At 67.5% G+C, this 25,120-nt stretch carries 22 protein-coding genes; 5 read left to right on the forward strand and 17 right to left on the reverse strand.

Translation table 11 applies throughout. The features are described from left to right. Nucleotides 1-13 precede the first annotated feature (13 nt). The 6 genes from DTS01S_RS00575 to DTS01S_RS00600 all read right to left on the reverse strand — a co-directional run bounded on the left by DTS01S_RS00575 (nt 14) and on the right by DTS01S_RS00600 (nt 7,444). Nucleotides 14-1,129 (reverse strand): TIGR03364 family FAD-dependent oxidoreductase, encoded by a 1,116-nt coding sequence (locus tag DTS01S_RS00575; protein WP_061287144.1) that lies wholly within the window; start codon nt 1,127-1,129, stop codon nt 14-16. A 33-nt stretch (nt 1,130-1,162) separates the two neighbouring features. After that, nucleotides 1,163-2,935: a putative 2-aminoethylphosphonate ABC transporter permease subunit gene (locus tag DTS01S_RS00580; protein WP_017405959.1), complete on the reverse strand. Its 1,773-nt coding sequence runs from the start codon at nt 2,933-2,935 to the stop codon at nt 1,163-1,165. Continuing rightward, complete coding sequence (locus DTS01S_RS00585) at nt 2,932-4,005, reverse strand: ABC transporter ATP-binding protein (protein WP_016446482.1); 1,074 nt, start codon at nt 4,003-4,005, stop codon at nt 2,932-2,934. The genes DTS01S_RS00580 and DTS01S_RS00585 overlap by 4 nt, the downstream gene beginning before the upstream one ends. 14 nt (nt 4,006-4,019) lie before the next feature. Beyond that, entirely contained in the window at nt 4,020-5,063 is a 1,044-nt protein-coding gene (locus DTS01S_RS00590) for a putative 2-aminoethylphosphonate ABC transporter substrate-binding protein (RefSeq protein ID WP_061287145.1), read from the reverse strand. Between the two features lie 178 nt (nt 5,064-5,241). Next, complete coding sequence (locus DTS01S_RS00595) at nt 5,242-5,982, reverse strand: GntR family transcriptional regulator (RefSeq protein ID WP_061287146.1); 741 nt, start codon at nt 5,980-5,982, stop codon at nt 5,242-5,244. A 10-nt stretch (nt 5,983-5,992) separates the two neighbouring features. Next, on the reverse strand, nt 5,993-7,444 hold the full coding sequence (locus tag DTS01S_RS00600) for an NCS1 family nucleobase:cation symporter-1 (protein WP_016446485.1): 1,452 nt from the start codon (nt 7,442-7,444) through the stop codon (nt 5,993-5,995). 213 nt (nt 7,445-7,657) lie between these two features. On the opposite strand from DTS01S_RS00600, the gene DTS01S_RS00605 reads away from it, so the two are divergent. Beyond that, complete coding sequence (locus DTS01S_RS00605) at nt 7,658-8,539, forward strand: LysR substrate-binding domain-containing protein (RefSeq protein ID WP_017407333.1); 882 nt, start codon at nt 7,658-7,660, stop codon at nt 8,537-8,539. Between the two features lie 6 nt (nt 8,540-8,545). On the opposite strand, the gene rfbC is transcribed toward DTS01S_RS00605, so the two are convergent. From rfbC to DTS01S_RS00655, 10 genes are all read right to left on the reverse strand, one after another. Further along, nucleotides 8,546-9,094, reverse strand: coding sequence for a dTDP-4-dehydrorhamnose 3,5-epimerase (gene rfbC / locus DTS01S_RS00610; protein WP_017407334.1), 549 nt, complete (start codon nt 9,092-9,094; stop codon nt 8,546-8,548). Further along, nucleotides 9,091-9,981 (reverse strand): glucose-1-phosphate thymidylyltransferase RfbA, encoded by an 891-nt coding sequence (rfbA, locus tag DTS01S_RS00615; RefSeq protein WP_017407335.1) that lies wholly within the window; start codon nt 9,979-9,981, stop codon nt 9,091-9,093. The genes rfbC and rfbA overlap by 4 nt, the downstream gene beginning before the upstream one ends. 41 nt (nt 9,982-10,022) lie before the next feature. Then, nucleotides 10,023-10,925, reverse strand: a complete 903-nt coding sequence (gene rfbD / locus DTS01S_RS00620) for a dTDP-4-dehydrorhamnose reductase (protein WP_017407336.1) — start codon at nt 10,923-10,925, stop codon at nt 10,023-10,025. Beyond that, on the reverse strand, nt 10,922-11,992 hold the full coding sequence (gene rfbB, locus DTS01S_RS00625; RefSeq protein ID WP_016451847.1) for a dTDP-glucose 4,6-dehydratase: 1,071 nt from the start codon (nt 11,990-11,992) through the stop codon (nt 10,922-10,924). Before rfbB ends, rfbD begins: the two co-directional genes overlap by 4 nt. 163 nt (nt 11,993-12,155) lie before the next feature. Then, entirely contained in the window at nt 12,156-13,379 is a 1,224-nt protein-coding gene (fabB, locus tag DTS01S_RS00630) for a beta-ketoacyl-ACP synthase I (protein WP_016446491.1), read from the reverse strand. Next, nucleotides 13,376-13,900: a bifunctional 3-hydroxydecanoyl-ACP dehydratase/trans-2-decenoyl-ACP isomerase gene (gene fabA, locus DTS01S_RS00635; RefSeq protein ID WP_016446492.1), complete on the reverse strand. Its 525-nt coding sequence runs from the start codon at nt 13,898-13,900 to the stop codon at nt 13,376-13,378. Before fabA ends, fabB begins: the two co-directional genes overlap by 4 nt. A gap of 178 nt (nt 13,901-14,078) precedes the next feature. Further along, the gene (gene lnt, locus DTS01S_RS00640) at nt 14,079-15,686 is read right to left on the reverse strand and encodes an apolipoprotein N-acyltransferase (protein ID WP_017404270.1); all 1,608 of its coding nucleotides are present in this window, start codon (nt 15,684-15,686) and stop codon (nt 14,079-14,081) included. Nucleotides 15,687-15,777: 91 nt separating this feature from the next. Continuing rightward, on the reverse strand, nt 15,778-16,659 hold the full coding sequence (locus DTS01S_RS00645) for an HlyC/CorC family transporter (protein ID WP_016446494.1): 882 nt from the start codon (nt 16,657-16,659) through the stop codon (nt 15,778-15,780). Between the two features lie 106 nt (nt 16,660-16,765). Then, nucleotides 16,766-17,491: a GNAT family N-acetyltransferase gene (locus tag DTS01S_RS00650; protein ID WP_016446495.1), complete on the reverse strand. Its 726-nt coding sequence runs from the start codon at nt 17,489-17,491 to the stop codon at nt 16,766-16,768. A gap of 135 nt (nt 17,492-17,626) precedes the next feature. Beyond that, entirely contained in the window at nt 17,627-18,109 is a 483-nt protein-coding gene (locus DTS01S_RS00655) for an Lrp/AsnC family transcriptional regulator (protein ID WP_016446496.1), read from the reverse strand. Nucleotides 18,110-18,483: 374 nt separating this feature from the next. Between DTS01S_RS00655 and DTS01S_RS00660 the strand changes: the two genes are divergently transcribed. Together DTS01S_RS00660 and phhA are read left to right on the forward strand one after the other, a co-directional pair. Continuing rightward, nucleotides 18,484-19,611 carry a Bug family tripartite tricarboxylate transporter substrate binding protein gene (locus DTS01S_RS00660; RefSeq protein WP_174538836.1) on the forward strand — a complete coding sequence of 376 codons (1,128 nt, stop codon included), beginning with the start codon at nt 18,484-18,486 and terminating at the stop codon, nt 19,609-19,611. 64 nt (nt 19,612-19,675) lie between these two features. Further along, nucleotides 19,676-20,587, forward strand: coding sequence for a phenylalanine 4-monooxygenase (gene phhA, locus DTS01S_RS00665; RefSeq protein WP_016446498.1), 912 nt, complete (start codon nt 19,676-19,678; stop codon nt 20,585-20,587). Here the strand turns inward: phhA and DTS01S_RS00670 are convergent. Next, entirely contained in the window at nt 20,521-21,510 is a 990-nt protein-coding gene (locus tag DTS01S_RS00670) for an esterase/lipase family protein (RefSeq protein WP_061287147.1), read from the reverse strand. The genes phhA and DTS01S_RS00670 overlap by 67 nt on opposite strands. Before the next feature lie 201 nt (nt 21,511-21,711). Here DTS01S_RS00670 and DTS01S_RS00675 point away from each other — a divergent pair, with 201 nt between their 5' ends. Further along, nucleotides 21,712-23,412, forward strand: a complete 1,701-nt coding sequence (locus tag DTS01S_RS00675; protein WP_016451850.1) for a long-chain-fatty-acid--CoA ligase — start codon at nt 21,712-21,714, stop codon at nt 23,410-23,412. Between the two features lie 81 nt (nt 23,413-23,493). Next, nucleotides 23,494-24,453: an MBL fold metallo-hydrolase gene (locus tag DTS01S_RS00680; RefSeq protein ID WP_017404266.1), complete on the forward strand. Its 960-nt coding sequence runs from the start codon at nt 23,494-23,496 to the stop codon at nt 24,451-24,453. Nucleotides 24,454-25,120: the final 667 nt, after the last annotated feature.

Consider the following 25,120-nt stretch of genomic DNA (forward strand, 5'->3'; position numbering starts at 1 on the left):
GGCCGGCTGCCGCTCACCACGCGCTCCAGACCTCCTCGGCCAGACCGAACGCCGTGCTGGCGCCGGACCCACCCGTCACAGCGACCACGCGCGTGGCCTCGTCGGGCGCATGCACCACGCAGGGCGCGTCCTGCGCACTCGGGTAGACGCCCACCCAGCGCTCCACCACCTGGGCATCGCGCAGGTGCAGGGCCTCGTTCATGTGGCGCAGCATCAGCCGGTCCACGGCTTCGCTGGCAAAGGGCTGGGGCGCTGCGCCGTAGTGGTGGGAGTCGCCCACCACCAGGCTGCCGTCGGCGCTTTGCACGGCGATCAGGTGGATGCCGTGGGCCAGGCTCTCGCCCTCCTCCCGCTCCAGTTCGGCGCGCAGCGCGGCGGCTTCGGGCAGGGCGCTGTAGCCCTCGTATCTGACCATGCTCAGGTCCCCCATGACCGAGCCCTTGAGCTGCAAGCTCGGCTGCGGCCGCACGCGCAGCATCTGCAGCTGGCACAGCTGGATGCGGTGCGGCGTCCACAGGCCGGCGAACAGGCCGCCCGGGTCGGCGTTGTTGCAGACCACCACGCGTTCGCCGTGGTAGGTGGCGCGGGCGCTGCGCACCCGGGGTGCCGCCACCTCGAGCACGGCCTCGCCGAAGCGGAAATCCACGCCCATGGCCCGCTCCAGCCACTGCGCCAACCTGGCAATGGCTGTGCGCGACTCCACGCGCAGCTCATGCGGGCTGTAGAGCACGGCGCTGAGGTCTTCGGTGCGCAGTGCCGGGTGGCGTTCGGCGGCCTGGGCCGGCGTGAGCAGCTCGCAGCGCTCGCCCATGGAGGTGCTCAGAAAGGCGTGGAGCACGGCCTCGGCGCTGGCCCGGCGCGCCGTCAGCCACAGGCCGCGGTGCACGACCTCGATGCCGGCCTGCGGCGCGATCTCGGCCCAGGTATCGCGCGAACGCATGGCCCGCTGCCAGTGGGCGCCCGCCTGCTGCCCCGTGACAGTGACAAAGCCGAAATTGCGGATGGAGGCGGAGATGCAGGCCGCGTCGCGCTCGATGACGAGCACGCTGCGGCCACGGCGCGCAGCCGCATAGGCGTGGGCCAGGCCGACAATGCCGGCCCCCACCACGATCAGGTCGTAGTTCTTCATGGGAGAAAACAGAGGAGAGGGAAAGGAAAAAAGTCAGCGCTGGCGCCAGCGCTGCGTGCGCCGCTGCACCCAGGCATCCAGCGCAGCGATCAGCAGCCGGCCCGCAGCGGCCGTGGCAAAGATCAGCGTGGCCATGGCGGCGGCCGGCGCGGTGTCGCCCGCGTCGTCCATGGCCAGCACGGCCACCGAGGCCAGCGTGGTCTCGGGCGAGTACAGGAACACCACGGCCGACACCGTGGTCATGGCGTTGACGAAGAAATAGCCGGCCACCTGCATGACCACGGGCAGGCATACCGGCAGGTGCACGCGCCACAGCAGCGTCCAGAAGGCCACACCCATGGAATCGGCCACGCGCTCGTACTCGGCATCGAGCTGCTGCAGCGCGGCCAGTTGCGTGATGTGCGCCACCGAGAAGAAATGCGCCACCGAACACAGCACCAGGATGGCCATGCTGCCGTACAGGAAGTGCAGCGGATTGCCCTGGGCATTGAAGAACAGGATGTAGCCCAGGCCCAGCGCCAGCCCCGGCACGGCCATGGGCAGCGTGGCCACGGCATGCAGCCACTGGCGCGTGCGCGCCCAGCGCACGGGCTTGGCCACCAGGTAGGCGGTCACAAAGCTCAGCACCGCGCCCAGCACGGCCGTGGCCAGCGCCATGGACAGCGAGTTGCCATAGCTGGCCCAGCCGCCGCCGTCCATCATGTCGAAGCGGTAGTTCTTGAATGTCAGCGTGAGGTTGTACGGCCAGTAGCTGACCAGGGAGGCCAGCACGGCCGTGCCCATGACGGCCAGCAGCGCCAGCGCCACCAGCGCGCAGTAGGCGAACAGCGCGCGGTCCAGCGGCGCATGGGGCTGGGGCACCAGCGGCACGGAGCGCACGCCCATGGTGGCCGCCTGGCGCGCACGCAAATGGCGCTCGGCCGCAAAGGCCAGGCCGGCCGGCACCAGCAGCAGCATGGCCACCACCGCACCCATGGACAGGTTTTGCTGGCCGATGACCTGCTTGTAGATGTCGGTGGCCAGCATGGCCGTGTTGCCGCCAATGACCTTGGGCACGCCGAAGTCGGTCACCACGAGCACGAAAACCACGATCCACGAAATCATCAGCCCGTAGCGGCTGGCCGGCAGCGTGACCTGGCGGAAGCTGCGCCAGCGGCTGGCGCCCAGCGTGGCGGCCGCCTCGTACAGGCGCGCATCGCCCGAGGCCAGCGTGGTGCACAGAATCATCAGCGCATGCGGAAAGGTCCAGAGCACCGAGCCCACGATGATGCCGAAGGGCCCGTAGGCCGAGCCCCCCTGCAGCCAGCCCTTGAGCAGGCCCTGGCTGCCGAACAGGTAGATCAGGCTGATGGCCATGAGCAGCGAGGGCGCCAGCAGCGGCACCAGGGCCAGCGCGCGGAACCAGCGCGCCAGCGGCATGCAGCTGCGCACCACGCCATAGGCATAGACATAGGCCAGCAGCACGCAGACCGTGCTGCTCCCGGCCGACAGCCACAGGCTGTTGAACAGCGATTGCGCCACGCCCGGCATGCGCGCATAGGTGATGAACTGGGCCAGGCCCGTGAAGCGGCCCGTGTCGTCCCAGAAACTCCTGCCCAGCAGGCTGGCCACCGGCAGGGCGATGGTGGCCAGCAGCCAGGCCAGTGCGCCCAGCACCAGGGCGCCCAGCCACCAGCGCTCCCAGCCTGCGCTGCGCCCCTGCGGACGCACGGGTCCTGCAGGCGCGCTGCGGCGTGCGCAAGCGGAGCGGTCCACCGGCAACGGCACCGGCACGGAAACGGCCGTGTCCATGGGATGCGCGCTCATGCGGCCTTCCTCGCGTCGGGCGCCGCCAACGGCTGCAGCGCAGCGGCGGGCAACTCCATCAGCACCTCGCCCTGCAGCCAGTCGGGCAGGCCCACGTCGTGGCGCAGGGGCCACTGGGCGTCAACCTGGCATTGCAGCGTGGGGCTGTACAGGCGCACCAGGGCCATCGATCCGAGGAAGGAGGTCTCCACCACGCGGGCGCGCAACAGGTTGGGCAACGCCGTGGGCTGGGCCGGGTGCAGCACCACGCTTTCCGGACGCACGCCGACCAGCAGCGCGTCGCCACGCTCGAAGCCGGCCAGCGCACAGCGCAGGCTGGCTTCGCCGATGCGCACCTGGTCCGCCCCCTCGGCCGTGGCCGGCAGCAGGTTCATGCGGCCCACGAAACCGGCCGCGAACTGGCTCACGGGCTGGGCATAGAGCTGCTCGGGCGAACCCTGCTGCTCGATGCGGCCCTGGTGCATGAGCACCACGCGGTCGGCCATGGACAAGGCCTCTTCCTGGTCGTGCGTGACCATGATGGAGGCGATGCCCAGCTGGCGCTGCAGCTGGCGGATCTCGCTGCGCAGCTCGGTGCGCACCTGGGCATCGAGCGCGGACAGCGGCTCGTCGAGCAGCAGCAGGCGCGGCCGGGGCGCCAGCGCGCGGGCCAGTGCCACGCGCTGCTGCTGGCCGCCCGACAGCTGGGCCGGGTAGCGCTGGGCCTGCGCGCCCAGACCCACCAGGGACAACATCTCGGCCACGCGCTCGCGCGCCTGCGCCGCAGGCTGCCCGTTCAGCCCGAAGGCCACGTTCTGCGCGGCCGTCAGGTTGGGAAACAGCGCATAGCTCTGGAACACCACGCCGAAGCCACGGCGCGCGGCCGGCCAGCGCGTGATGTCATCGCCCTGGAACAGCACCCTGCCCTCGTCAGGCATGTCGATGCCGCAGACGATGCGCAGCAGCGTGGTCTTGCCGCAGCCCGAAGGGCCGAGCAGGCTGACGAACTCGCCCGCCTCCACGTTCAGGTCAATGCCGCGCAGCACCTGCTGCTCGCGGTAGCGCTTGGCGATATGGTCTATGCGCAGCATGGCGTGGCTCCGGCTTACTTTTTCTCTGCCTTGGCTTCGTAGCGGCGGCTCCACTCGGCCAGGATGCGCTCGCGGTTGGCCGCGGCCCAATCGAAGTCGTTCTTCGCCAGCCGCTTTTCGAGGTCGGCAGGAATGAACTCCAGCTTTTCCTGCGCCTCGGGCAAGGCCAGCACGGCGAAGTTGGCGGCGTAGAGCTTGTTGGCCTCGGGCGTGACGGCCCAGTCGGCCAGGGCCTTGGCGGCTTCCTGCTTCTTGCTGGTCTTGAGGATGGCCGTGGCCTCCACATCCCAGCCCAGGCCTTCCCGGGGGAAAACGATGTCGATGGGCGCACCGTCCTTCTTGGTCTTGCTGGCTCGGTATTCGAAGCTCAGGCCCACGGGAAACTCGCCGGCCCCTGCCTGGCGGCAGGGCTTGGAGCCGCTGTGCGTGTACACGCCCATGTTCTGGTGCAGGCCGTCCATGTAGGCCCAGCCCTTGTCCTCGCCCATGATCTGCAGCCAGGCCGCGACCATCAGGTAGCCCGTGCCGCTGGAGGCCGGGTGGGGCATGGTGATCGTGCCCTTGAACTCGGGCCTGACCAGGTCGGCCCAGCTGGCGGGCACCGGCAGCTTGCGCTTGCCGGCCTCCACGGTGTTGAAGCAGATGGCCGAGGACCACAGGTCCATGCCCACCCAGGTCGGCTGGGCGCGCGGATCGCGCATGTTGGCTCGCACCTTGTCCAGGCCCTTGGGCGCATAGGGCTGCAGCATGCCCTGCTTGTCCAGCAGCATCAGCGAGGTGGCGGCCACGCCCCAGATCACGTCGGCCTGGGGATTGGCCTTTTCGGCCAGCAGGCGGGCCGTGATGATGCCCGTGCTGTCGCGCACGAACTTGAGCTCGATCTCGGGATGGGCCTTCTCGAAGCCGCTCTTGTAGGCCTTGATCTGGTCGGCCTCCAGCGCGCTGTAGACCAGCAGCTCGGTCTTGGCCGCGTGGGCCAGGGTGGCGAAGAAGGCGACGGTCAGCGCCGCAGAGGCAATGGCAAGGCGACGGCCCAGGGAGGCAAGGGTGTGGCGCATGGCGTGTCAGTTCCGTTGTGGGTTCGTGGACAGGCGGCAGGGTCGCCACCTCTGACACCCACTGTAGAAAGCGCAGGTGAAACGTCCGTGTCACACAACGGAAATTTGGCGAAGCGGGTATTGGCGGATTTAGGTGCCCTCCGCCCCTCGGCGCCCCCTCGCCCCGCTCCCGCCTTCTTCAGCGGCGCGGCTTTACCCTGCCCGGGCGCTCAGCCTGGGCCGTCTGCGGCTGCAGCGCATCCAGCAGCCGGTCCTGCAGGCGCGCGCGGTGAGCAAGGTTCTGATCCAGCCTGGCGGCCAGCGCGTCGATGTGCTCGCGCATCAGTTGCTCGGCGCGCGCCATGTCGCCGGCAGCCAGCGCATCGACGATGGCCTCGTGGTCGGCATTGGAGTGCTGGGCCTCGGTCTGCGACTGGTACAGCGCAGACACCAGGGTGGTGCGCGCCGAGAGGTCGGCCATCATGGCCGTGAGAAAGCGGTTGCCCATCTGCTCGGCCAGGCAGACGTGGAAGTCGGCCAGCAGCACGCTGCGCTGGCCGGCGTTGTCGGCCTCGGCGATGGCGCCGCGCTCCTGGGCCACATGCTCGCGCAGCGTGCGTATGGCCGCCTGCAGCGGCCGGCCCGCGTCGCGCAGCATGCCGGACTCCAGCACGCGGCGCGCGGCATAGGTTTCCTGGGCTTCCTCGAACGAGGGCTCGACGACGTACCAGCCCTGGCGCGAGCGCACCTCGACGAAGCCGCGCGCCTGCAGCTGCATCAGCGCCTCGCGCACCATGGTGCGGCTCACACCGAAGACCTCGGCCAGCTCCTTTTCGCCCAGGCGTTCGCCAGGGCGCAGCTTGCGCTCGACGATGGAGCGCATGACGCGCTCGGCGATCAAGGCCGGCCCGGTGGCCGGCGCATCCTGCGGCTCGGACATGGCGGCCTCCTCAGGCTGCGGCCGGAATGCGGCGCGGGCGCAGCGTGGCCATCACCCAGTACACGCTGCCGCCGATCAGCACGCCGAAGAACCAGCCGTAGGTGCCCCACCAGACCGGCAGCAGGCTTGTGAAGTTGGGCAGGATGGTGGAGAACACGCTGCCGATGCCGGTGGCAATGAGCGCGTTGACGTTCCAGCCGCCCTCGTAGCGGTACTCGCCATGCTCGTCATACAGCGCCGCCACGTTGATGTTGCCCTTGGCCACCAGGTAGTAGTCCACCAGGATGATGCCCAGCAGCGGCCCCATGGTGGCGCCGATGGCGTTCACGAAGTGGGCAGCGCCGCCCTCCCATGGTGCAAAGGGGTAGAGAGCCAGGGCGATCAGTGCGGCGATGTATCCGCCGCGCTTGAAGTCGATGCGCTTGGGAAACACGTTGGAAATATCGAAGGCCGCCGAGACGAAGTTGGCCACCACGTTGATGCCCAGCGTGGCCACGGCAAAGGTGACGGCGGCCAGCAGGGCCAGCACCCAGCTGTCGAACTTGGCCGAGATCTGCTCGGGGTGCAGCAGCACCTCGCCATAGACCTTGAAGGCCGCAATCGTGGTGATGCCGGCCACCAGCGAGAAAGCGATCAGGTTCACGGGCAGGCCCCAGAGGTTGCCCTTGGCGACCGCTTCCTTGTTCTTCGCATAGCGCGAGAAATCGCAGAAGTTCAGGTACAGCGCCGCAAAGTAGGTGATCCAGGTCGCGCCCACGGCCATCAGCGCCCAGAAGCTGCCCGGCGCGCCGCTCACCCCCGCATCCTTGGTCTTGTCCAGCAGCACATCCATGGGAATGCCGTGGTCGAAGCTGAAGCCGCCAGCCTTCACGCACAGGCCGATGGCCAGCACCAGCATGGCGATCCACACGGCAGGCCCGGCCCAGTCCTGGAATCGCCGCACGGTCTCCATGCCCCTTTGGATGATCAGCAGCTGCAAGGCCCAGATGACCACGTAGCAGATCACCTCCAGACCCGAATGGCCCAGCCAGTGCGTGGTCTGGTGGAAGGACAGCAACGCCTCATTGCGCACCAGCAGCGCCACCATGGCGCCCGAGGCCGCCGCCGTCTGCGCCCCGTACCAGAAGCAGGCCACGATGGCTCGCACCAGGGCAGCCAGATTCGCGCCCCATACCCCGAAGGACGCACGCGCCAGCACCGGATAGGGCACGCCGGTCTTCTCGCCCGCATAGCCCACCAGGTTCATCAAGAAGAAGATGACCAGAGAACTGATGCCGATGGCGATCAGAAAATTGACGAAGCTGCCGCACAGCAGAAACAGGCTGGCCGCCAGGTAGTAGCCCCAAAGGCTGTGCACGTCCGAAGTCCAGACGTTGAAAATGCTGAAGGCGCCCCAGCGGCGGTCCTTGGTGGGCGCCAGGTCTTCGTTGTAAAGACCCGGCGAGGGATTGCGAATATCCATTGCTGCGCTCCTTGATCACGAGCAATCACTGACACAAGACCAGCCGAGACCCATGAATCAGCTGGCACACAAACTGGCACGCAAACTGGTATGCAAGAAGTGTGCCTTCAGGCGCAGGAGTTGTTTCCAGGGACATACCCGGCCACGCCGGCCCTGCGCATCACGGCGCCATGTTGAAATGGCGCCAGGCATTCCTGACCCCAACACCCCGCCATGTTCGTCACGCAGCTCAAGTCCTTCTTCTGGGTGGCCCGCCTGGGCAGCATCACGCAGGCGGCACGCCAGCTTTCGCTGAGCCAGCCCACCGTGACCACCCAGATCCGCGCGCTGGAAGAGCACTACGGCGTGGAGCTGTTCCATCGCCAGGGCGGGCGCCTGTCCATCACCGATGCCGGGCTGCGCCTGCTGCCCCAGGTCGAGCAATTGCTGCTGCAGACCATCCAGCTGGAGTCGGCGCTGCGCCATTCGGGCGATGCCAGCCAGGGCCAGCTGCGCATCGGTGCGACGGCGCCCTACTACGTGCTGGACATCGTCAAGCGCTACCAGCGGCGCTTCGAGCGGGTGGAAGTGGCCATCGTGGGCGGCAACTCGCGCCAGATGGTGCAGGCGCTGGTGGACTACCAGGTGGACCTGGCGACCTCATCGCACCTGGAAGGTGATCCGCGCCTGCTGCGCGTGGAGCTGGGCCAGGACCCGCTGGCCCTGCTGGTGCACCGCAGCCACCGGCTGGCGCAGCGCACCATGGTGCAGGCGTCCGATCTGGTGCAAGACACGCTGATCCTGCGCGAGCGCGGCTCCATGACGCGCCAGCTCACCGAACAGATGCTGGCCGCCGCCGGCCTGGCACCGCGCCACATCATGGAAATCGCCAGCCGCGAAGCCATCCGCGAGGCCGTGATCCGCGACATGGGCATCAGCGTCTTCGCTCGGCATGAAGCCTCGGCCCACCCCGACATCGTCGTCCTGCCCTTCGCAGGCCCCGTGCCGCGCCTGCCCGAATACCTGTACTGCCTTCGCGAACGCCGCCAGGCCCGGCTGATCGCCGGCTTTCTGGAGGAGGCCGTGCCGGGCGGGGTGCTGCCGGACCAGATGTGAACGGGCTCAGGCCAGCTCGGCATCCGCCAGCAGCGGCTGCTTGAGATCCTTGTCCGACAGCGACAGCTCCACATCGAGCTGCGGCCACTGCACGCCGATGGCCGGGTCGTCCCAGGCAATGCCGCGATCGGCCTGGGGCGCGTAGAAGGCCGTGGCCTTGTAGAGGAAGTCGGCGCTGTCGCTGAGCACCATGAAGCCGTGGGCAAAGCCTGGGGGCACCCACAGCTGGCGGTGGTTGTCTTCCGTCAGCTCGGCGCCCACCCATTGGCCGAAGGTGGACGAGCCCTTGCGGATGTCCACGGCCACATCGAACACGGCGCCGCGCACCACGCGCACCAGCTTGCCCTGGACATGGGGAGGCAGCTGGTAGTGCAGGCCGCGCAGCACGCCCTTCTTGCTGCGGCTGTGGTTGTCCTGCACGAACTGGTGGTCCGTGCCCGTGGCCTGGTTGAAGGCCTGCTGGTTGAAGCTTTCGAGGAAGAAGCCGCGATCGTCACCAAAGACCTTGGGCTCGATCAGCATCACCTCGGGAATGGCCAGGGGTGTTGCCTTCATGCGTGCACCTTTTCCTTGAGGATCTGCAGCAGGTACTGGCCGTAGCCATTCTTGGCCAGGGCCTGGCCCAGCGTCTCGAGCTGGGCACGGTCTATCCAGCCCTGGCGGAAGGCGATCTCCTCGGGGCAGGAGACCTTCAGGCCCTGGCGCTGCTGCAGGGTGGCAATGAACTGGCCAGCCTCCAGCAGGCTGTCGTGCGTGCCCGTGTCCAGCCAGGCATAGCCACGGCCCATGAGCTCCACATTGAGCTGGCCCTTGTCCAGGTACAGGCGGTTGAGGTCGGTGATTTCCAGCTCGCCGCGCGCCGACGGCTTGATGGACTTGGCCAGCTCCACCACCTGGCTGTCGTAGAAATACAGGCCCGTGACCGCGTAGTTGCTCCTGGGCTGCCTGGGTTTTTCCTCCAGGGAAAGCACGCGGCCCTGGGCGTCGAACTCGGCCACGCCATAGCGCTCGGGGTCCTGCACGTGGTAGGCAAACACCGTGGCGCCCTCGCTGCGCGCGTCAGCGCGTTCGAGCAGGCGGGGGAAATCGTGTCCGTAGTAGATGTTGTCACCCAGCACCAGGGCGCTGGGGGCGCCGGCCAGGAAGTCCTCGGCGATCAAAAAGGCCTGGGCCAGTCCATCCGGGCTGGGCTGGACGGCGTACTCCAGCTTCAGGCCCCACTGCGAGCCGTCGCCCAGCAATTGCTCGAAGCGCGGCGTGTCCTGCGGGGTGCTGATCACGAGGATTTCTCGGATGCCCGCGAGCATGAGGGCGCTCAGCGGGTAGTAGATCATGGGCTTGTCGTAGACCGGCAGCAGCTGCTTGCTGATGGCCAGCGTGGCAGGGTGAAGGCGGGTGCCGGAGCCGCCAGCGAGGATGATGCCTTTGCGTTGCTCGTTCATGGGGTGGGTCCTGTCGTTCGTGCTGAGTCGCGAGACCGCGCTCAGATGATTTCCTGCAGCATGCGGTCCACGCCGGCCTGCCAGTGCGGCAGGCGCAGGCCGAAGGTCTGCTGCAGCCGCTCGGTGTTCAGGCGGGAATTGTGCGGACGCTGCGCCGGGGTGGGAAAGGCGCTGGTGGGCACGGCAGCTATGCGCTGCACCTTCCAGGGCCGGTCGGGTGCGAGTTCGCGGGCGCGGGCGATCACATGGCTGGCGTAGGCATGCCAGGTGGTCTCGCCACCGGCCACCAGATGGTGCAGGCCTTCGCCGCCGAACTGGCGCAGCACCTGGCGGATGGCATGGGCCGTCACGTCGGCGATCAGGTCTGCCCCCGTCGGCGCGCCCCATTGGTCGTCGATCACGCTCAGCACCTCGCGCTCCTGGGCCAGGCGCAGCATGGTCTTGGCGAAGTTGCCGCCGCGCGCCGCATAGACCCAGCTGGTGCGAAAGATCAGGTGGCGGCAGCCCGAAGCCTGGATCAGTTGCTCGCCTTCGAGCTTGCTGCCGCCATAGACGGACAGCGGCGCCGTGGCCTCGGTCTCCGTGCGCGCAGCGCTGCCGCTGCCGTCGAAGACGTAGTCCGTGCTGTAGTGCACCAGCAGCGCGCCGGTCTGCGCCGCCTCGCGGGCCAGCACCTGGGGAGCCAGCGCATTGAGCAGCCGCGCCTGTTCCGGCTCGCTTTCGGCCTTGTCCACGGCCGTGTGGGCGGCGGCATTGACGATGACATCGGGACGCAGAGCGCGCACGGTCCGTGCGAGTTCATCGAGGCGAGAGAGATCGCCGCACAGGCCCTGGCTACCGGCGTCGCCCTGGCGCTCCAGCGCAACCAACTCGCCCAGCGGCGCCAGGCTGCGCTGCAGCTCCCAGCCCACCTGTCCATTGCGGCCCAGCAGCAGCAGCTTCATGCGCCGGCTCCCTCCGTGTACTGGCGGCTGACCCATTCGCGGTAGGCGCCGGACTGCACATCGGCCACCCACTCGGGATTGTCCAGGTACCACTGCACGGTCTTGCGGATGCCGGTCTCGAAGGTCTCCGCGGGCTTCCAGCCCAGTTCGCGCTCGAGCTTGCGCGCGTCGATGGCATAGCGCCGGTCGTGACCGGGGCGGTCCTTCACATAGGTGATCTGGGCAGCGTAGCTGGTGCCATCGGCCTTGGGGCGCAGCTCGTCGAGCAGCGCGCAGACGGTGTTCACGATCTCGACGTTGGGCTTTTCGTTCCAGCCGCCCACGTTGTAGGTCTCGCCCAGCTTGCCGGCCTCCAGCACGCGGCGGATGGCGCTGCAATGGTCGCGCACATAGAGCCAGTCGCGCACCTGCATGCCATCGCCATAGATGGGCAAAGGCTTGCCGGCCAGGGCGTTGACGATCATCAGGGGGATCAGCTTCTCGGGGAAATGCAGCGGGCCGTAGTTGTTGCTGCAATTGGTGGTCAGCACGGGCAGGCCGTAGGTGTGATGCCAGGCGCGCACCAGGTGGTCGCTGGCGGCCTTGCTGGCCGAGTACGGGCTGTTGGGCTCGTAGTTATGGTCTTCGGTGAAGGCCGGTGCCGCTGGCGCCAGGCTGCCATAGACCTCGTCGGTGGAGACATGCAGGAAGCGGAAGGCCGCCTTGGCCTCGGCATCCAGCGCGCTCCAGTAGCCGCGCACGGCCTCGAGCAGGCGGAAGGTGCCGACCACATTGGTCTGGATGAAGTCCTCGGGGCCGTGGATGGAACGGTCCACATGGCTTTCGGCCGCGAAGTTGACCACGGCGCGCGGCTGGTGCTCGGCCAGCAGGCGGGCCAGGACTTCGCCATCGCCGATGTCGGCCTGCACGAAGACATGGCGCGCATCGCCCTGCAGGCTCTCCAGGCTCTTGAGGTTGCCCGCGTAGGTGAGCTTGTCCACGTTGAGCACCGGCTCATCGCCGGCAGCCAGCCAGTCCAGCACGAAATTGGCGCCGATGAAGCCGGCGCCGCCTGTGACAAGAATCATGGTTCAACCTTGCAAAATTTCATTGTTCTTGGTTCGGGGTTCAGGCAGCAGCCTGCAGTGCAGCCTCCCGCGCGACCTGGGCATTGTCGGCGTTCACCAGTGAAAAAACCCGCAGAGGCGGGCTTTTTCCTTCAGGACACGCCTTTTACACACCAGGGCGTATTCACTGGCCCTGCCAGCGGCGCAGCACCAGCGAGGCGTTCGTGCCACCGAAGCCGAAGCTGTTGGACAGCACGGTGTTCAACTGGGCATCGCGTGTGCGCGTGACCAGGGGCATGTCGTTCAGCGCGGGATCGGGCGTGTCCACGTTGACCGAACCCGCGATGAAGCCCTTGTTCATCATGATCATGCAGTAGATGGCTTCCTGCACGCCGGTGGCGCCCAGCGAGTGGCCGGTCAGCGACTTGGTGGAGGAGAACGGCGGCACCTGGTCGCCGAACAGCGCGCGCATGGCGCGCACTTCCTGCATGTCGCCCACGGGCGTGGAGGTGCCGTGGGTGTTGATGTAGTCCACGCCGCCTTCGAGGCCTTCAAGGGCCTGCTGCATGCAGGCGATGGCGCCGTCGCCCGAGGGCGCGACCATGTCCTCGCCATCGCTGGTGGCGCCAAAGCCCACGACTTCGGCCAGGATGTTCGCACCCCGGGCCTGGGCGTGCTCCAGGCTTTCCAGCACCACCGCGCCGCCGCCACCTGCGATCACGAAACCGTCGCGGTGGGCGTCATAGGCGCGCGAAGCCTTTTCGGGCTGGTCGTTGTACTTGCTGGACATGGCCCCCATGCCGTCGAACAGCAGTGCCATGCCCCAGGACAGCTCTTCGCCGCCGCCGGCAAACATCACGTCCTGCATGCCCCAGGCGATCTGCTGCGCCGCTGCGCCGATGCAGTGCGCCGAGGTGGAGCAGGCCGAGGTGATGGAGTAGTTGATGCCCTTGACCTTGAAGTTGGTCGCCAGGCAGGCGGACACCGTGGAGCTCATGCAGCGCGTGACCTGGTAGGGCCCGACGCGGCGAATGCCCTTTTCGCGCAGCGTGTCGGCCGCCTCGATCTGGTTGGCCGGCGACCCGCCGCCCGAGCCCATGATCAGGCCGGTACGCGGATGGCTGACCTGCTCGGGAGCCAGGCCGGCCTGGGCGATGGCATCTTCCAGCGCGATCTGCGCATAGGCAGCGGCATCGCCCATGAAGCGCAGCTGCTTGCGATCGATACGTGCCTCGACGTCGATCTCCGGCACACCGGCCACCTGGCTGCGCATGCCCAGTTCGGTGAACTTCGGCATGGCCTTGATGCCCGTGCGCCCCTCGCGCAGCGAGGTCTCCACGGTATCGAGGTCGTTGCCGATGCACGAGACAATGCCCGCGCCGGTGATGACTACGCGACGTTTGGTCATGCTGCCGTTCCCTGGCCTTCACCCTCGCGCAGGAACAGGCCCACGCGCAGGTCATTGGCGACGTAGATTTCCTTGCCGTCGGCCAGCAGGCGTGCATCGCCGATGGCCATGTTGAGCTTGCGCTTGATCACGCGCTTGATGTCGATTTCGTAGGTCACGAGCTTGACGTCAGGACCCACTTCGCCCGTGAACTTGACTTCGCCGGCGCCCAGCGCACGGCCCCGGCCGGGAAGGCGCAGCCAGGTCAGGTAAAAGCCGATCAGTTGCCACATGGCGTCCAGACCCAGGCAGCCGGGCATGACGGGGTCGCCCCGGAAATGGCAGTCGAAGAACCAGAGATCAGGCTTGATGTCGAGTTCGGCGACGATCTTGCCCAGGCCGTGGGCGCCACCATCCGTGTCGATGTGCGTGATGCGGTCGAACATCAGCATGGGAGGCAGTGGCAGACGCCCGCTGTCTGCGGAAAACAGCTTGCCTTCGCCCGAAGCGATCAGTTGCTCATACGAAAAAGAATCGGCCATTGTCTAACTTGCTCCACGGCGGCACTGACGCCACCTCTATCTCTGAATGGGTGCGGCCCGCAGCGGACCATGCAGCCGCGCATTATCGGGGCTGAACGTTGCCAGACTGCAACAAAACCCCGAGGCCGCATCAAAACTCTGCCACAAAAGCCACGCCGACCCAGGTCGCGGGACTTGGCTACAGCCCCTGAACCGAGGCCCTGCGGCGGCCGATCCAGGCCACCAGCAGCACCGCCGCAGCAGCGGCGCACAGCGGGACCAGACCTGCTGCATTCACCCATCGCGCAAACGGTGTCAAGGCCTCGCGGCCCTGCACGCTGGCCTCAAGCACCGCGCGCTCGTAAGGCACCAGCGCGTGCGTCACCACGCCCCGGTGGTCGATGGCCACCGTGGCGCCGGTATTGGTGGCGCGCAGCATGGGGCGCTCGAACTCCAGCGCCCGCATGCGGCTGATGGCCAGATGCTGGTCGATCGCCACGCTGTCGCCAAACCAGCCGATGTTGCTGAAATTCACCAGCACCGTGGGCGCCGTCGCTGCATTGCCGAAATGTGCACCCAGCTCTTCGCCAAACAAATCCTCATAGCAGATATTGGGTGACAGCCGCTCGCCAGCCCAGGCCATGGAAGGCTGGCCCAGCGCGCCGCGGTTGAAGTCGCCCAGCGGTATGTTCATCATCTGCGTGAACCAGCGAAACAGCGGCGGGATGAACTCCCCGAAGGGCACCAGATGGTGCTTGTCGTATTGGTAGTCCTGGATCTGGCCAGGCTGCCAGCCCACGACCGAGTTCGTATAGCCGGCCTCTTCCGAGCCCAGCGGAATGCCCAGCAGCGCCGCCTGCCGGCCTCCCTTCTTCAGATACGGTTCGCGCAGCAGGTCCAGGTATTCCTCGGGCAACTGCTGGGGCAGCAGGGGCACGGCCGTCTCGGGTGCGACCACCAGCTGCGCCGTGGCCGCGCGCAGCTCCCGCCCGTACCAGCCCAGGGCCAGCGGAATGCCGCTGCCGGCCTCGAACTTCTCATCCTGCGGGATATTGCCCTGCAGCATGGCCACGCTCAGCGCTGGCCGTTCGGCCGATGGTGCATTGATGGCGGCATCGCGAAGCCACCACAGCCCGCCCCAGGCCAGAACCAGGGCCGCCACAGTGGCCGCGCACCGTGCAGGCCGAAGGGCTTGTCCGCCCCGCGAACCGGCCGCCAAGGCGGCCAGCCAATATGCCAGCCAGGACGCCACCGCCCCCGTGCCGTAGACGCCGATCCAGCGCGGCAGCACCGACAGGGGCCCTTCGACGTGGGCATAGCCCCCCGCGCCCCAGGGAAAGCCGGTCCACAGCCAGCCACGCGCCAATTCGGCCAGCAGCCAGACGGCGGCGAACAGCAAGGCGCCGCCCGCCGTGCTGGTGGGGCGCAGCTTGTGCCAGCCCCAGGCGGCCACCGCGTAGTAGCTGCCCAGGAAGGCCGCAAGCGCCAGCACGGCGGCAACGGCCAGCGGCGCAGGCAGGCCGCCATAGACATGCATGGAGATGAACAGCCACCAGAAGGTGGCCACCAGCCAGGCGGTGGCATAGAGCATGGCCCGCCCCGCCGCCTGGGCCGGGCGCTGTGCCGTCTGCAGGGCGCGTGCCAGCACGGCCAGCGACAGAATCTGCAGCCACCACAGCGGGCGGCCATAGCCGCCGACCAGGCTCAGCGGCCCGTCGCCCTGGCCGCGCGCCCAGGGCCAGGCCAGCGACAGGGCCTGGGCTGCACCCGCAAGCAGCAGCAGCACGCCCACGGCGAGCCGGCCCATGCGCCGGCCGTCTTGCGAAAAAGCGGAAGAACTGGACAGGGGCATCGGCCAGGTACGGGAGAGATGTCGGTGGGGATAGAAAGGGGCAGCCTCAGCTGCGCAGCAGACTGTCGGCTGCGGGATCGCGCACCACCTTGAACCAGCGCACGGCGCCGCCCTTGGTGTGCAGCACGGTGAATTCCAGGCCGGCCAGATGGATCTGCTCGCCGCGCTTGGGCACATGGCCCATTTCGTGGGCGATCAGGCCTCCGATGGTGTCGAACTCATCTTCGGGATCGCGGGCATGCAGGGCGACCTCGAAGGCTTCGTTCACATGCTCGATGGTGGTGTCGCCCGCCACGCGGTAGCTATTGTCGGCCAGGGCGAAGATGTCGCCCTCGTCCTCGGGGATGTCGAACTCGTCCTCGATCTCGCCGACGATTTCCTCCAGCACATCCTCGATGGTCACCAGGCCTGCCACGCGGCCGAACTCGTCGATGACCACGGCCAGATGGTTGCGGTTGCCCCGGAACTCGCGCAGCAGATCATTCAGGCCCTTGCTCTCCGGCACGAAGGCGGCGGGGCGCAGCAGGGCGCGGATGTTCAGGTCCGGTGAACGCTGCAGCTTGAGCAGGTCCTTGGCCAGAAGGATGCCGATGATGTTCTCGCGCTCGCCCTGGTAGACCGGGAAACGCGAATGTGCAGTGGTGATGACCTGGTGCAGCAGTTCATCGAACGGAGCGTCGATGTTGACCAGGTCCATGCGAGGGGCTGCGACCATGACGTCGCCGGCCGTCATGTCGGCCATGCGTATCACGCGTTCGAGCATGACGCGGGACTCGGGGCCGATGACCTGGTTGTCCTCGGCGTCGGCCAGGGTCTCGATCAGCTCGTCAGGAGAATCAGGGGCCGGGTGGATGAACTCGGCCACCTTTTGCAGGAAGCTTCGCTTGCTTTCCTTCTCGGAAGAGCGCGCAGGATGGGGGTCGGACACTGTCTTGGAGTGCAGGACGTGCGGTAGTGAAACAAGCCGCAAGGATAGCGGATTGCTCCGTCACCCCTGCATGCGCTGCGCCAATTCCCTTTGCGGCGTTTTGCGCCTATTCGCCGGCCTGGTGGCGGCCATCCTGCACGCCACGGCGGATTTCCTGCACGTCGGCCAGGAAATCCCAGAACTGCTTGGCCTGCTTCTTGAGCTGGTAGTCCACCTCGCCGATGTGCTCGGTCATCAGCGACGCCATGTGCGTGTCGATGCCGGCGGGCGGCAGCTGCAGGTAGGCCTCGGACTCGGAGCCATCGCGCTTGATGGTGGCGCCGGCCTTGCGCGCAATCTTGAGCATGGCCGTGTTCTCCGACAGCGCGTGGATGAACATCATGGACACGCCCTTGGTGCGTGCATGGATCACCGCGCGGTTGAACAGGCGCCCGCCGTAGCCGCGGCCGCGTGCCTGCTTGAGCACGGAAACGCCGAATTCGGCGCAGCTCTTGTGCTCGGGATGCGAGGCAAAGGCCAGATGCGCCATGGCGATCAGCTCGAGCCGGCGGTTGTAGATGCCGAAGATGTCGTCGCGCTCGAAATCAAGCTGCATCGCATAGCGGCGAACCTGCTCGTCGCTGGCGGCATAGCCGAAGCGCAGGTAGCGGTCGCCTTCATCGAGCTTGAGCAAATGCGCCACCACGCGTTCGCGGTGGGACGGGCCCAGCGAACGAATGGGCACCATGGACGCGGAGCGCCCATCGGGACGGTGCGGCTGGCCTGCGCTCGCACGCAACATGTCCCGGCCGGCCTGCCAGGACGCCTTCAACCAGTCTTTGGATGCATTCATGGCTCAAATATAGGTAAAAACCCGAGGTCGAGCAACGAAGATATTGCAATGCAACAAAACCGTAAGGTTTTGGCATGCAAACCAATTTCTCCTCCCTGCAACACCCGACGGCCTGGCGCCTGTCGAGCCCGAAGGCTACAAAGGCACGGCCGTGGTCACCTTGACGCGGTCCATCACGAAGCTGGTCTTGCAATCCTGCACGCTGGGATGCTTGAGCAAGGTGTCCATGACGAAGCGCGTGTAGTGCTGCATGTCGGCCACGACCACACGCATCAGATAGTCCATCTCCCCGGTCAGCGACACGCACTCCACCACTTCGGGCCAAGTCTGCACGCTGGCGCGGAACACGTCCATGGGGTTGCGCTTGCTGGTCTCGGTGTACTTCTCCAGGCGCACGTTGAGATAGGCGGTCAGCCCCAGGCCCACGGTCTCCGGCTGGACCAGGGCCACATAGCGGTCGATCACGCCGCTGTCTTCCAGGCGCTTGACCCGGCGCAGCACGGCACTGGGAGACAGGCCGACCTGCTCCCCGATGACGTCATAGGTTTCCCGGCCGTTGGCCTGCAGGCGGCGCAAAATGGCCCGATCCAGTTTGTCGATGGTGTGCGTGGCGCTCATGGCGGTGGACTCGTAAATAAGTACGGATTTCTTCAGGGTTAACCCGAATTAACCAGTTAAATTGCGATAAACAAAAGAATTCCGCAATTTTCATGCATTCCGCATTTTCCCACCAAGGGCAAACGGCAAAAAGCTGAAGCCCCTCCCGCCTACAGTGACAGCACTGATCGCAAGCCCGCAGGCCATGCCTGGGGCGCCCGAAACACTGTCCTGCACAAAAAGGCCGGAGACCCCCATGAAAGCCCCGCTGAACCTGGCCCAGTTCCCCGCCCGCGCACAGACGGCCCGGCGCGCGCAGGACATGGGCGCGTGCGGCCTCAGCGGCAGTCGGCGCTGCCTATACTGCGGGGATCGCCTCCATTTCGCTTCACGCCATGACGCCCCGCCACGACGCCACCCGCGCCATGCCACGCCATGCCCGTGCATCTGCGCCAGTACGTGCACCTGCGGCAGTCGGCCCGCAGCCGTCGGCCCGGATGGCGCGGCGCAGCCTGCTGGCGGCCCTGGCCGCCCTGCCTTGGCTGCCGGCTTCGGCACAGCCCCAGCCGCCCCAGCCGCCCCCGACAGCCTCGACAGCCTTGACAGCCCCGGCGCGCGACGCGAAATCCGACGCCCTGACCCTGATCGTTCCCTATGCAGCCGGCGGCCCCCTGGACCGCACGGCGCGTCCTCTGGTCGAGGCCAGCTCCGCGAAGCTGGGGGCCATCCACATTCTTTACGTGCCGGGCGAAGGCGGCGCCAAGGGCTCGAACATGGTGGCCCAGGCCACGGCCCAGGACCGCTTGCTGCTGATGGGCGCGGCCGCCACGCACGCCGTGCTGCCCTGGCTGCAGCCCCAGCTGGGCTACGACCCGCTGCGCGACTTCCAGCCGCTGGTGCTGGTGGCGCGCATGCCCAATGTGCTGGTGATGCGCAGCGATCTGGCGCGCCAGTGGCGCATACGCACGGCGCTGGACCTGCAGCGCTTTCTTGCCAAGCACCGCCAGCCGCTGCGCTATGCCTCGGGCGGGCCGGGCAGCAGCGGGCACCTGTCGGGCGAGATGTACCAGATGCTCACGCGGCTGCCGCTGCTGCATCTGCCGTTTGGCGGAACGCAGCCGGCGCTGTCGGCCCTGCTCGACGGATCGGCCGATCTGCTGTTCGACAGCCTGGCGTCCTCGCTGCCGCACATCCGTGCAGGCCGGCTGCAGGCCCTGGCCGTGACCACGCTGGAACGCGTGCCGCTGCTGCCCGAGGTGCCCAGCCTCAACGACACGGTACCGGGCTTCAACCTCGCCAACTGGTTCGGCCTGTTCGCGCCTGCCGGCTGGCCCGCCGACCTGGCCCAGCGCCATGCCGCCGTGTTCTCGAAGGCCATGCGCAGCAGTCCGGTGCAGGAAACGCTGACCGCCATGGGCGTGCTGCCCGAAGACCTTCAACTGCAGGAGTTCGCGCGCTTTGTGCGCTCCGAGCACAGCAAATACGGCCTGCTGGTACAGGCCGCCCGAATCCGCCAGCTCTGAGCCGCGCAGGTGCCTTGCCTGCCCCCGGCCCGGGGCAGCAATGACAAGATCCCTGGAGAGCACCATGATGAGCACCGCAGCGACCCCCACCTCGTCCCACGCCCCCGCCCACGCCCCCGGTGTGGCACCCGTGGTCTACGGCCAGGCCGACCGCCCCCCGCGCGGCGACTACAGCCGCGCCAGCGACGACTACACCTGCGCGCAGGACTACGACGCCTACACCGAGGCCGACCACGACACCTACCGGCGCCTGTACGAACGCCAGTCCGCCCTGCTGCCGGGACTGGCCAGCCAGCACTTCATCGACGCCCTGCCCTCGCTGGGCGCCAAGGACCGCATTCCGCGCTTCGAGGAAGTCAACGAGCGCCTGCGCCGCGCCACGGGCTGGGAGATCGTCGGCGTGCCGGGCCTGATTCCCGAGGTGCCCTTCTTCTCGCTGCTGGCCAACCGCAAATTCCCGGTCACGGACTGGATCCGCAAGCCCGAGGAGTTCGAGTACATCGTCGAGCCCGATGTCTTCCATGACCTCTTCGGCCATGTGCCGCTGCTGTTCAACCCCGTCATCGCCGACTACATCCAGGCCTATGGCCAGGGCGGGCTCAAGGCCGCCGAGCTGGGCGCCTGCGAGATGCTGTCGCGCCTGTACTGGTACACCATCGAGTTCGGGCTGATCCGCGAGCAGGGCGGCCTGCGCGCCTACGGCGCGGGCATTCTGAGTTCTTCGGGTGAGCTCAACTACTCGGTGCGCAGCCCCGAGCCGCAGCGCCTGCCGCTGTCGCTGGAGCGCGCCATGCGCACGCTCTACAAGATCGACACCTACCAGCACACCTACTTCGTGATCGACGACCTGCAGCAGCTGTTCGACCTCACGGCCGCCGATTTCGAGCCGCTGTACCGCCAGCTGCGCGATCAGCCGACCATCGCGGCCGATGCGCTGCTGCCCGGTGAAGTGGCCCTGCAGACTTCCGCGTCCTGAAGCCGCTCGCGCAGCTCCAGGCAAAAGCGCCAGACGCGCTCGTCGAACACCAGCTGCACATGGGCCACGTCGTCCAGGCGGTGCGCGTGCTGCCCTGGCAGCGTGGCCACGGGGAAGGGAAAGACGATGTTGTCGCAACAGCTCCACCAGCAGCTGAAGGCCACCTCGGGCGGCGGCGGCCCCAGGCGCTGCAGCCAGGGACTGTCCTCGCGCATCTGAAGCGTCGGCAGGCCATGGGCGAAGCGCGCCATCCAGGTGCCGCGGTGCGGCGTGGCCAGGGTCACCACATGGGCAGCCAGTTGCCGGCGCTCCTGCGCGGACAACCGGCCCAGCCAGGCACGCACCACCAGCCCGCCCATGCTGTGGGCCACGATCAGCGGCGCCCGCCCCGTGGCCTGGGCCATGCGGCGTGCGCAGGCATCGAGGTCGGCCACCATGGCGTCGATGGATGCGCCGTGCGCCGGCTCCAGCGTCATGGCCGCGCAGGCAATGCCGCGTTCCTTGAGCCGCCGCAGCCATGGCGCCCAGACCGCGCGATTGCAGAAGAAGCCGTGGACCAGCACCATGCCGACCTGGCCTGTGACCGGGCTTGCGTTTTGTCCTGCGGCCGGGTCACCTGGCCAGCCGTCGGCCTCGGCATGGACCCGGAAGGGCAGGCGCCAGCCAAACACCTGCACGGCCAATGCCCACTCGGCGAGCCAGGCTGCCGCCACCGTGCGCCATGCGGGCACGGGTGCGCCGGCCTTGCGCACCACGCGGCGCATCAACACCATCTGCAGGCCCAGATGCAGGCCCGGCCAGCACAGGCCCGGCAGCGCTCCTGCCAGCGCCAGCCCGCGCGATTCCGGCCACCACCATGCCAGCCAGGCCATGGCGCCGGCCAGCGTGCCCAGCGCCACCATTTGCAGAATGCGTGCGTTCACGGCAGCCCGCCCTCCCTGAAAAAAACGCCAACGTAGCACAGAGCGGCCGCACTTTCGCGGGGACGCCGGCCCCTGCCTAGGACAACCCCGCGTAGACCGCAAAGCACCCGCCTGACCAGAATCAGCCGCAGCGGTGGCCGGCCGACCGGCGCCTGCCCCTTTGCCGTTCCCCTGTCTCACCAGCAACCCAAGGTACCCTGCATGGACGCTGCGCCCTGGCTCAAGAACTATCCCGCCGATGTGCCCCACGAGGTGCATCCCGAGCAATACCGCTCGCTCACGCATCTGCTGGAGGAAGCCTTCACCCAGCATGCGGACCTGCCCTTCTCGGTGTGCATGGACCGCTGGATGAGCTACCGCGAGCTGGACCAGCTGTCCACGCGCCTGGGCGCATGGCTGCAGGGACTGGGGCTGGAGCCCGATGCGCGCGTGGCCATCATGCTGCCCAATGTGCCGCAGTTCGCCGTGAGCATGGCGGCCGTGCTGCGCGCGGGCTACACCTGCGTCAACGTCAATCCGCTGTACACCCCGCGCGAGCTGGAGCACCAGCTCAAGGACTCGGGCGCCACGGCCATCATCATCCTGGAGAACTTCGCCCACACCCTGGCCGACGTGATCGAGCGCAGCGCCATACGCCATGTCTGCGTCACCGCCATGGGCGATCTGCTGGGCGGCATGTATGGCAGCTGGATCACCTTCGCCGTGCGCCACCTGGCCAAGATGGTGCCGGCCTACAGCCTGCCGCTGGACGGTGAGGGCGGCACCGTGCGCGAGGTCACGACCTTTTCCCAGGCGCTGGCGCGCGGCGCCCAAAAAGAGCTGCGCCCCAGCCAGGCGGGGCTGGATTCGGTGGCCTTCCTGCAATACACGGGCGGCACCACCGGGCTGTCCAAGGGTGCCGTGCTTACCCACCGCTGCATCGTGGCCGCCACGCTGCAGGCGCATGCCTGGTTCACGCCGGCCCTGCACGGGCGCGTCAGCGCGCAGGACACGCACATCATCGCGGCGCTGCCGCTGTACCACATCTTCGCCCTCACGGTGAGCCTGTTCGCCATGCGCATGGGGGCCAGCCTGAGCCTGATCCCCAATCCGCGCGACATCCCCAAGTTCGTCAAGGTGCTGCAGAAACGGCCCTTCCACATCCTGCCGGCCGTCAACACCCTGTTCAACGCCCTGCTCAACAACGCCCAGTTCCGCGAGCTGGACTTCTCGCAGCTGCGCGTGTCGCAGGCCGGGGGCATGGCCGCCAGCGAGGGCACGGCGCGCCAGTGGCAGCAGGTCACGGGCAGCGTGATGATCGAGGGCTGGGGCATGAGCGAGACCTGCGCCATCGGCACCAACAACCCCGTCACCGCCACCGCCTTCAGCGGCACCATCGGCCTGCCGCTGCCGGGCATCTCCATCGCCATCAAGGACGACGAAGGCCGCGATCTCCCGGCCGGCGAGGCCGGCGAGCTGTGCATCAAGGGCCCCAACGTCATGCGCGGCTACTACAACCAGCCTGACGAGACCGCCAAGGCCTTCACGGCCGACGGCTACATGCGTACCGGCGACATCGGCGTGATGGACCAAGAGGGCTTCACCCGCATCATCGACCGCAAGAAGGACATGATGGTGGTCAGCGGCTTCAACGTCTATCCGAACGAGCTGGAGAACGTGATCTCCATGTGCCCCGGCGTGCTCGAATGCGCGGCCGTGGGCGTGGCCGACGAGCGCCAGGGCGAGGCCATCAAGGTCTACGTGGTGCGCAGCGACCCGGCACTGACCGAGGACCAGGTGATGCGCTTTTGCCATGACCAGCTCACCGGCTACAAGCGCCCGCGGCAGGTGGAGTTCCGCGACGAACTGCCCAAGACCAATGTGGGCAAGATCCTGCGGCGCGCCCTGCGCGATCCCGCCTGAAATCCGGACAGCCGCAGCTGTAGCCCACGCGTCAGCCGTGGCTGCCTGCGGCTGTTAGCCTTGGGAAAGGCTTCTCCCCCCATGACCTCCTTCGCCCCCACAAGCGCCACCGCTGCGCTGCCCTGCGGCATGACCGTGCTGGAGCGCGGCTGGCTGTCGGCCAACAACATCGTCTTCGCGGCCGACCCTGCCGATCCGCAGGACGACGGCGCAGCCGTGGTCGATACCGGCTACGTCAGCCATGCCGATCAGACCGTGCTGCTGATCGAGCAGACGCTGGCTGGCCAGCCGCTGGCGCGCATCCTCAACACCCATCTGCACAGCGACCACTGCGGCGGCAATGCCGCACTGCAGGCGCGCTGGCCGCAGGCCCGGACCTATGTCGCGCCGGGGCAGGCCGAATTCGTGCGCCACTGGAATCCCGAGGCGCTGAGCTACACACCCACCGGCCAGGAATGCCCGCCATTTGCGCTGGCCGGCGTACTGCAGCCCGGCGCCAGCGTGCGGCTGGCCGGGCGCGACTGGCAGATCCATGCCGCGCCGGGGCATGACCCGCACTCCATCATCCTGTTCGAGCCTGCCAGCCGCACACTGATCTCGGCCGATGCGCTCTGGGAAAACGGCTTCGGCGTGGTGTTTCCCGAAATCGAGGGCCTGCAGGCCTTCGAGGAAGTGGCCGCCACGCTGGATGTGATCGAGGCCCTGGCACCGCTCACCATCGTCCCCGGCCACGGCGGCGTTTTCACGGGCGTGGCCGCGGCGCTGGACACAGCGCGCCGCCGCCTGGACGGCTTTGTGCGCGCCCCCGAGCGCCATGCCCTCTACGCGGCCAAGGTGCTGCTCAAGTACCGGCTGCTGGACTGGCAGCGCGTGCGCACCACTGAACTGCTGGCCTGGCTGGACGCCACGCCCTACTTCGGCATGCTGCATGCAGGCTATTTCAGCCACGAGACCGCCGAGCACTGGAGCCGCACGCTGGTGGATGCGCTGGTGCAATCGGGCGCGGCGCAGCGCGAGGGCGAATGGGTTCACAACGCCTGAACGAAACAGATCTGCGATAGGCGCAAACCACGCCAATCACATCACCGGCCGCAAGCACTGCGCGGCTGCGGCACCACGGGCAGCATCTTCATCGACCGCGTGCGCAACCTGGGCAGCCCGATGCGCGACACCTTCAACATCGAGGACATCGAGATCGTCAAGGGCGCCTCGGGTTCCGAGTACGGGCGCAGGCGCCCTGGCGCCCGCCAATCTCTACGATCCCGGCGTCAGCGACGCGATCACGGGCCAGGACATCCGCTATGCCGGCCAGATCAACGAAGGCCACACCAAGACCCTTGCGCTGTACGCCTTCATGGCCTGGGAGCTCAGCGCGAACCTGAGCCTGCAGCTGAACGTCTACAACCTCGCCAACCAGCGTTACATCGCCAGCCTGAACAGCGCGCGGCGCGCGCCACATCCCGGGCGGGGCGCGCTCGGCCAGGCTGGTCGCCACGCTGAAGTTCCGAGACAGGGCTGTTGCTGGGCGGCAACGGCCATCCATTCACTTATCAGATTATTCTTATATTTTTATTAGGAATCATTACCATTCTCAATCCAGGCAAAACTGCCTGATCCAGCCAGCACCGGCAAGCCAAGACAGCTCTCCAGCCGCCCGCGCAACGCCGGCCAGCAAGCCAGCATGTTCACTGCCCATCCCGCTTTCCGT

It is taken from the genome of Delftia tsuruhatensis NBRC 16741, assembly GCF_001571325.1.
GTDB classification, from domain to species: Bacteria; Pseudomonadota; Gammaproteobacteria; order Burkholderiales; family Burkholderiaceae_C; genus Comamonas; species Comamonas tsuruhatensis.

Bases quoted from the DNA above. Each gene is read 5' to 3' on its own strand.
- DTS01S_RS00575 (WP_061287144.1), bottom strand. From the start codon at position 1,129: ATGAAGAACTACGACCTGATCGTGGTGGGGGCCGGCATTGTCGGCCTG.
- DTS01S_RS00580 (WP_017405959.1), bottom strand. From the start codon at position 2,935: ATGAGCGCGCATCCCATGGACACGGCCGTTTCCGTGCCGGTGCCGTTG.
- DTS01S_RS00585 (WP_016446482.1), bottom strand. From the start codon at position 4,005: ATGCTGCGCATAGACCATATCGCCAAGCGCTACCGCGAGCAGCAGGTG.
- DTS01S_RS00590 (WP_061287145.1), bottom strand. From the start codon at position 5,063: ATGCGCCACACCCTTGCCTCCCTGGGCCGTCGCCTTGCCATTGCCTCT.
- DTS01S_RS00595 (WP_061287146.1), bottom strand. From the start codon at position 5,982: ATGTCCGAGCCGCAGGATGCGCCGGCCACCGGGCCGGCCTTGATCGCC.
- DTS01S_RS00600 (WP_016446485.1), bottom strand. From the start codon at position 7,444: ATGGATATTCGCAATCCCTCGCCGGGTCTTTACAACGAAGACCTGGCG.
- DTS01S_RS00605 (WP_017407333.1), top strand. From the start codon at position 7,658: ATGTTCGTCACGCAGCTCAAGTCCTTCTTCTGGGTGGCCCGCCTGGGC.
- rfbC (WP_017407334.1), bottom strand. From the start codon at position 9,094: ATGAAGGCAACACCCCTGGCCATTCCCGAGGTGATGCTGATCGAGCCC.
- rfbA (WP_017407335.1), bottom strand. From the start codon at position 9,981: ATGAACGAGCAACGCAAAGGCATCATCCTCGCTGGCGGCTCCGGCACC.
- rfbD (WP_017407336.1), bottom strand. From the start codon at position 10,925: ATGAAGCTGCTGCTGCTGGGCCGCAATGGACAGGTGGGCTGGGAGCTG.
- rfbB (WP_016451847.1), bottom strand. From the start codon at position 11,992: ATGATTCTTGTCACAGGCGGCGCCGGCTTCATCGGCGCCAATTTCGTG.
- fabB (WP_016446491.1), bottom strand. From the start codon at position 13,379: ATGACCAAACGTCGCGTAGTCATCACCGGCGCGGGCATTGTCTCGTGC.
- fabA (WP_016446492.1), bottom strand. From the start codon at position 13,900: ATGGCCGATTCTTTTTCGTATGAGCAACTGATCGCTTCGGGCGAAGGC.
- lnt (WP_017404270.1), bottom strand. From the start codon at position 15,686: ATGGGCCGGCTCGCCGTGGGCGTGCTGCTGCTGCTTGCGGGTGCAGCC.
- DTS01S_RS00650 (WP_016446495.1), bottom strand. From the start codon at position 17,491: ATGAATGCATCCAAAGACTGGTTGAAGGCGTCCTGGCAGGCCGGCCGG.
- DTS01S_RS00655 (WP_016446496.1), bottom strand. From the start codon at position 18,109: ATGAGCGCCACGCACACCATCGACAAACTGGATCGGGCCATTTTGCGC.
- DTS01S_RS00660 (WP_174538836.1), top strand. From the start codon at position 18,484: ATGACGCCCCGCCACGACGCCACCCGCGCCATGCCACGCCATGCCCGT.
- phhA (WP_016446498.1), top strand. From the start codon at position 19,676: ATGATGAGCACCGCAGCGACCCCCACCTCGTCCCACGCCCCCGCCCAC.
- DTS01S_RS00675 (WP_016451850.1), top strand. From the start codon at position 21,712: ATGGACGCTGCGCCCTGGCTCAAGAACTATCCCGCCGATGTGCCCCAC.
- DTS01S_RS00680 (WP_017404266.1), top strand. From the start codon at position 23,494: ATGACCTCCTTCGCCCCCACAAGCGCCACCGCTGCGCTGCCCTGCGGC.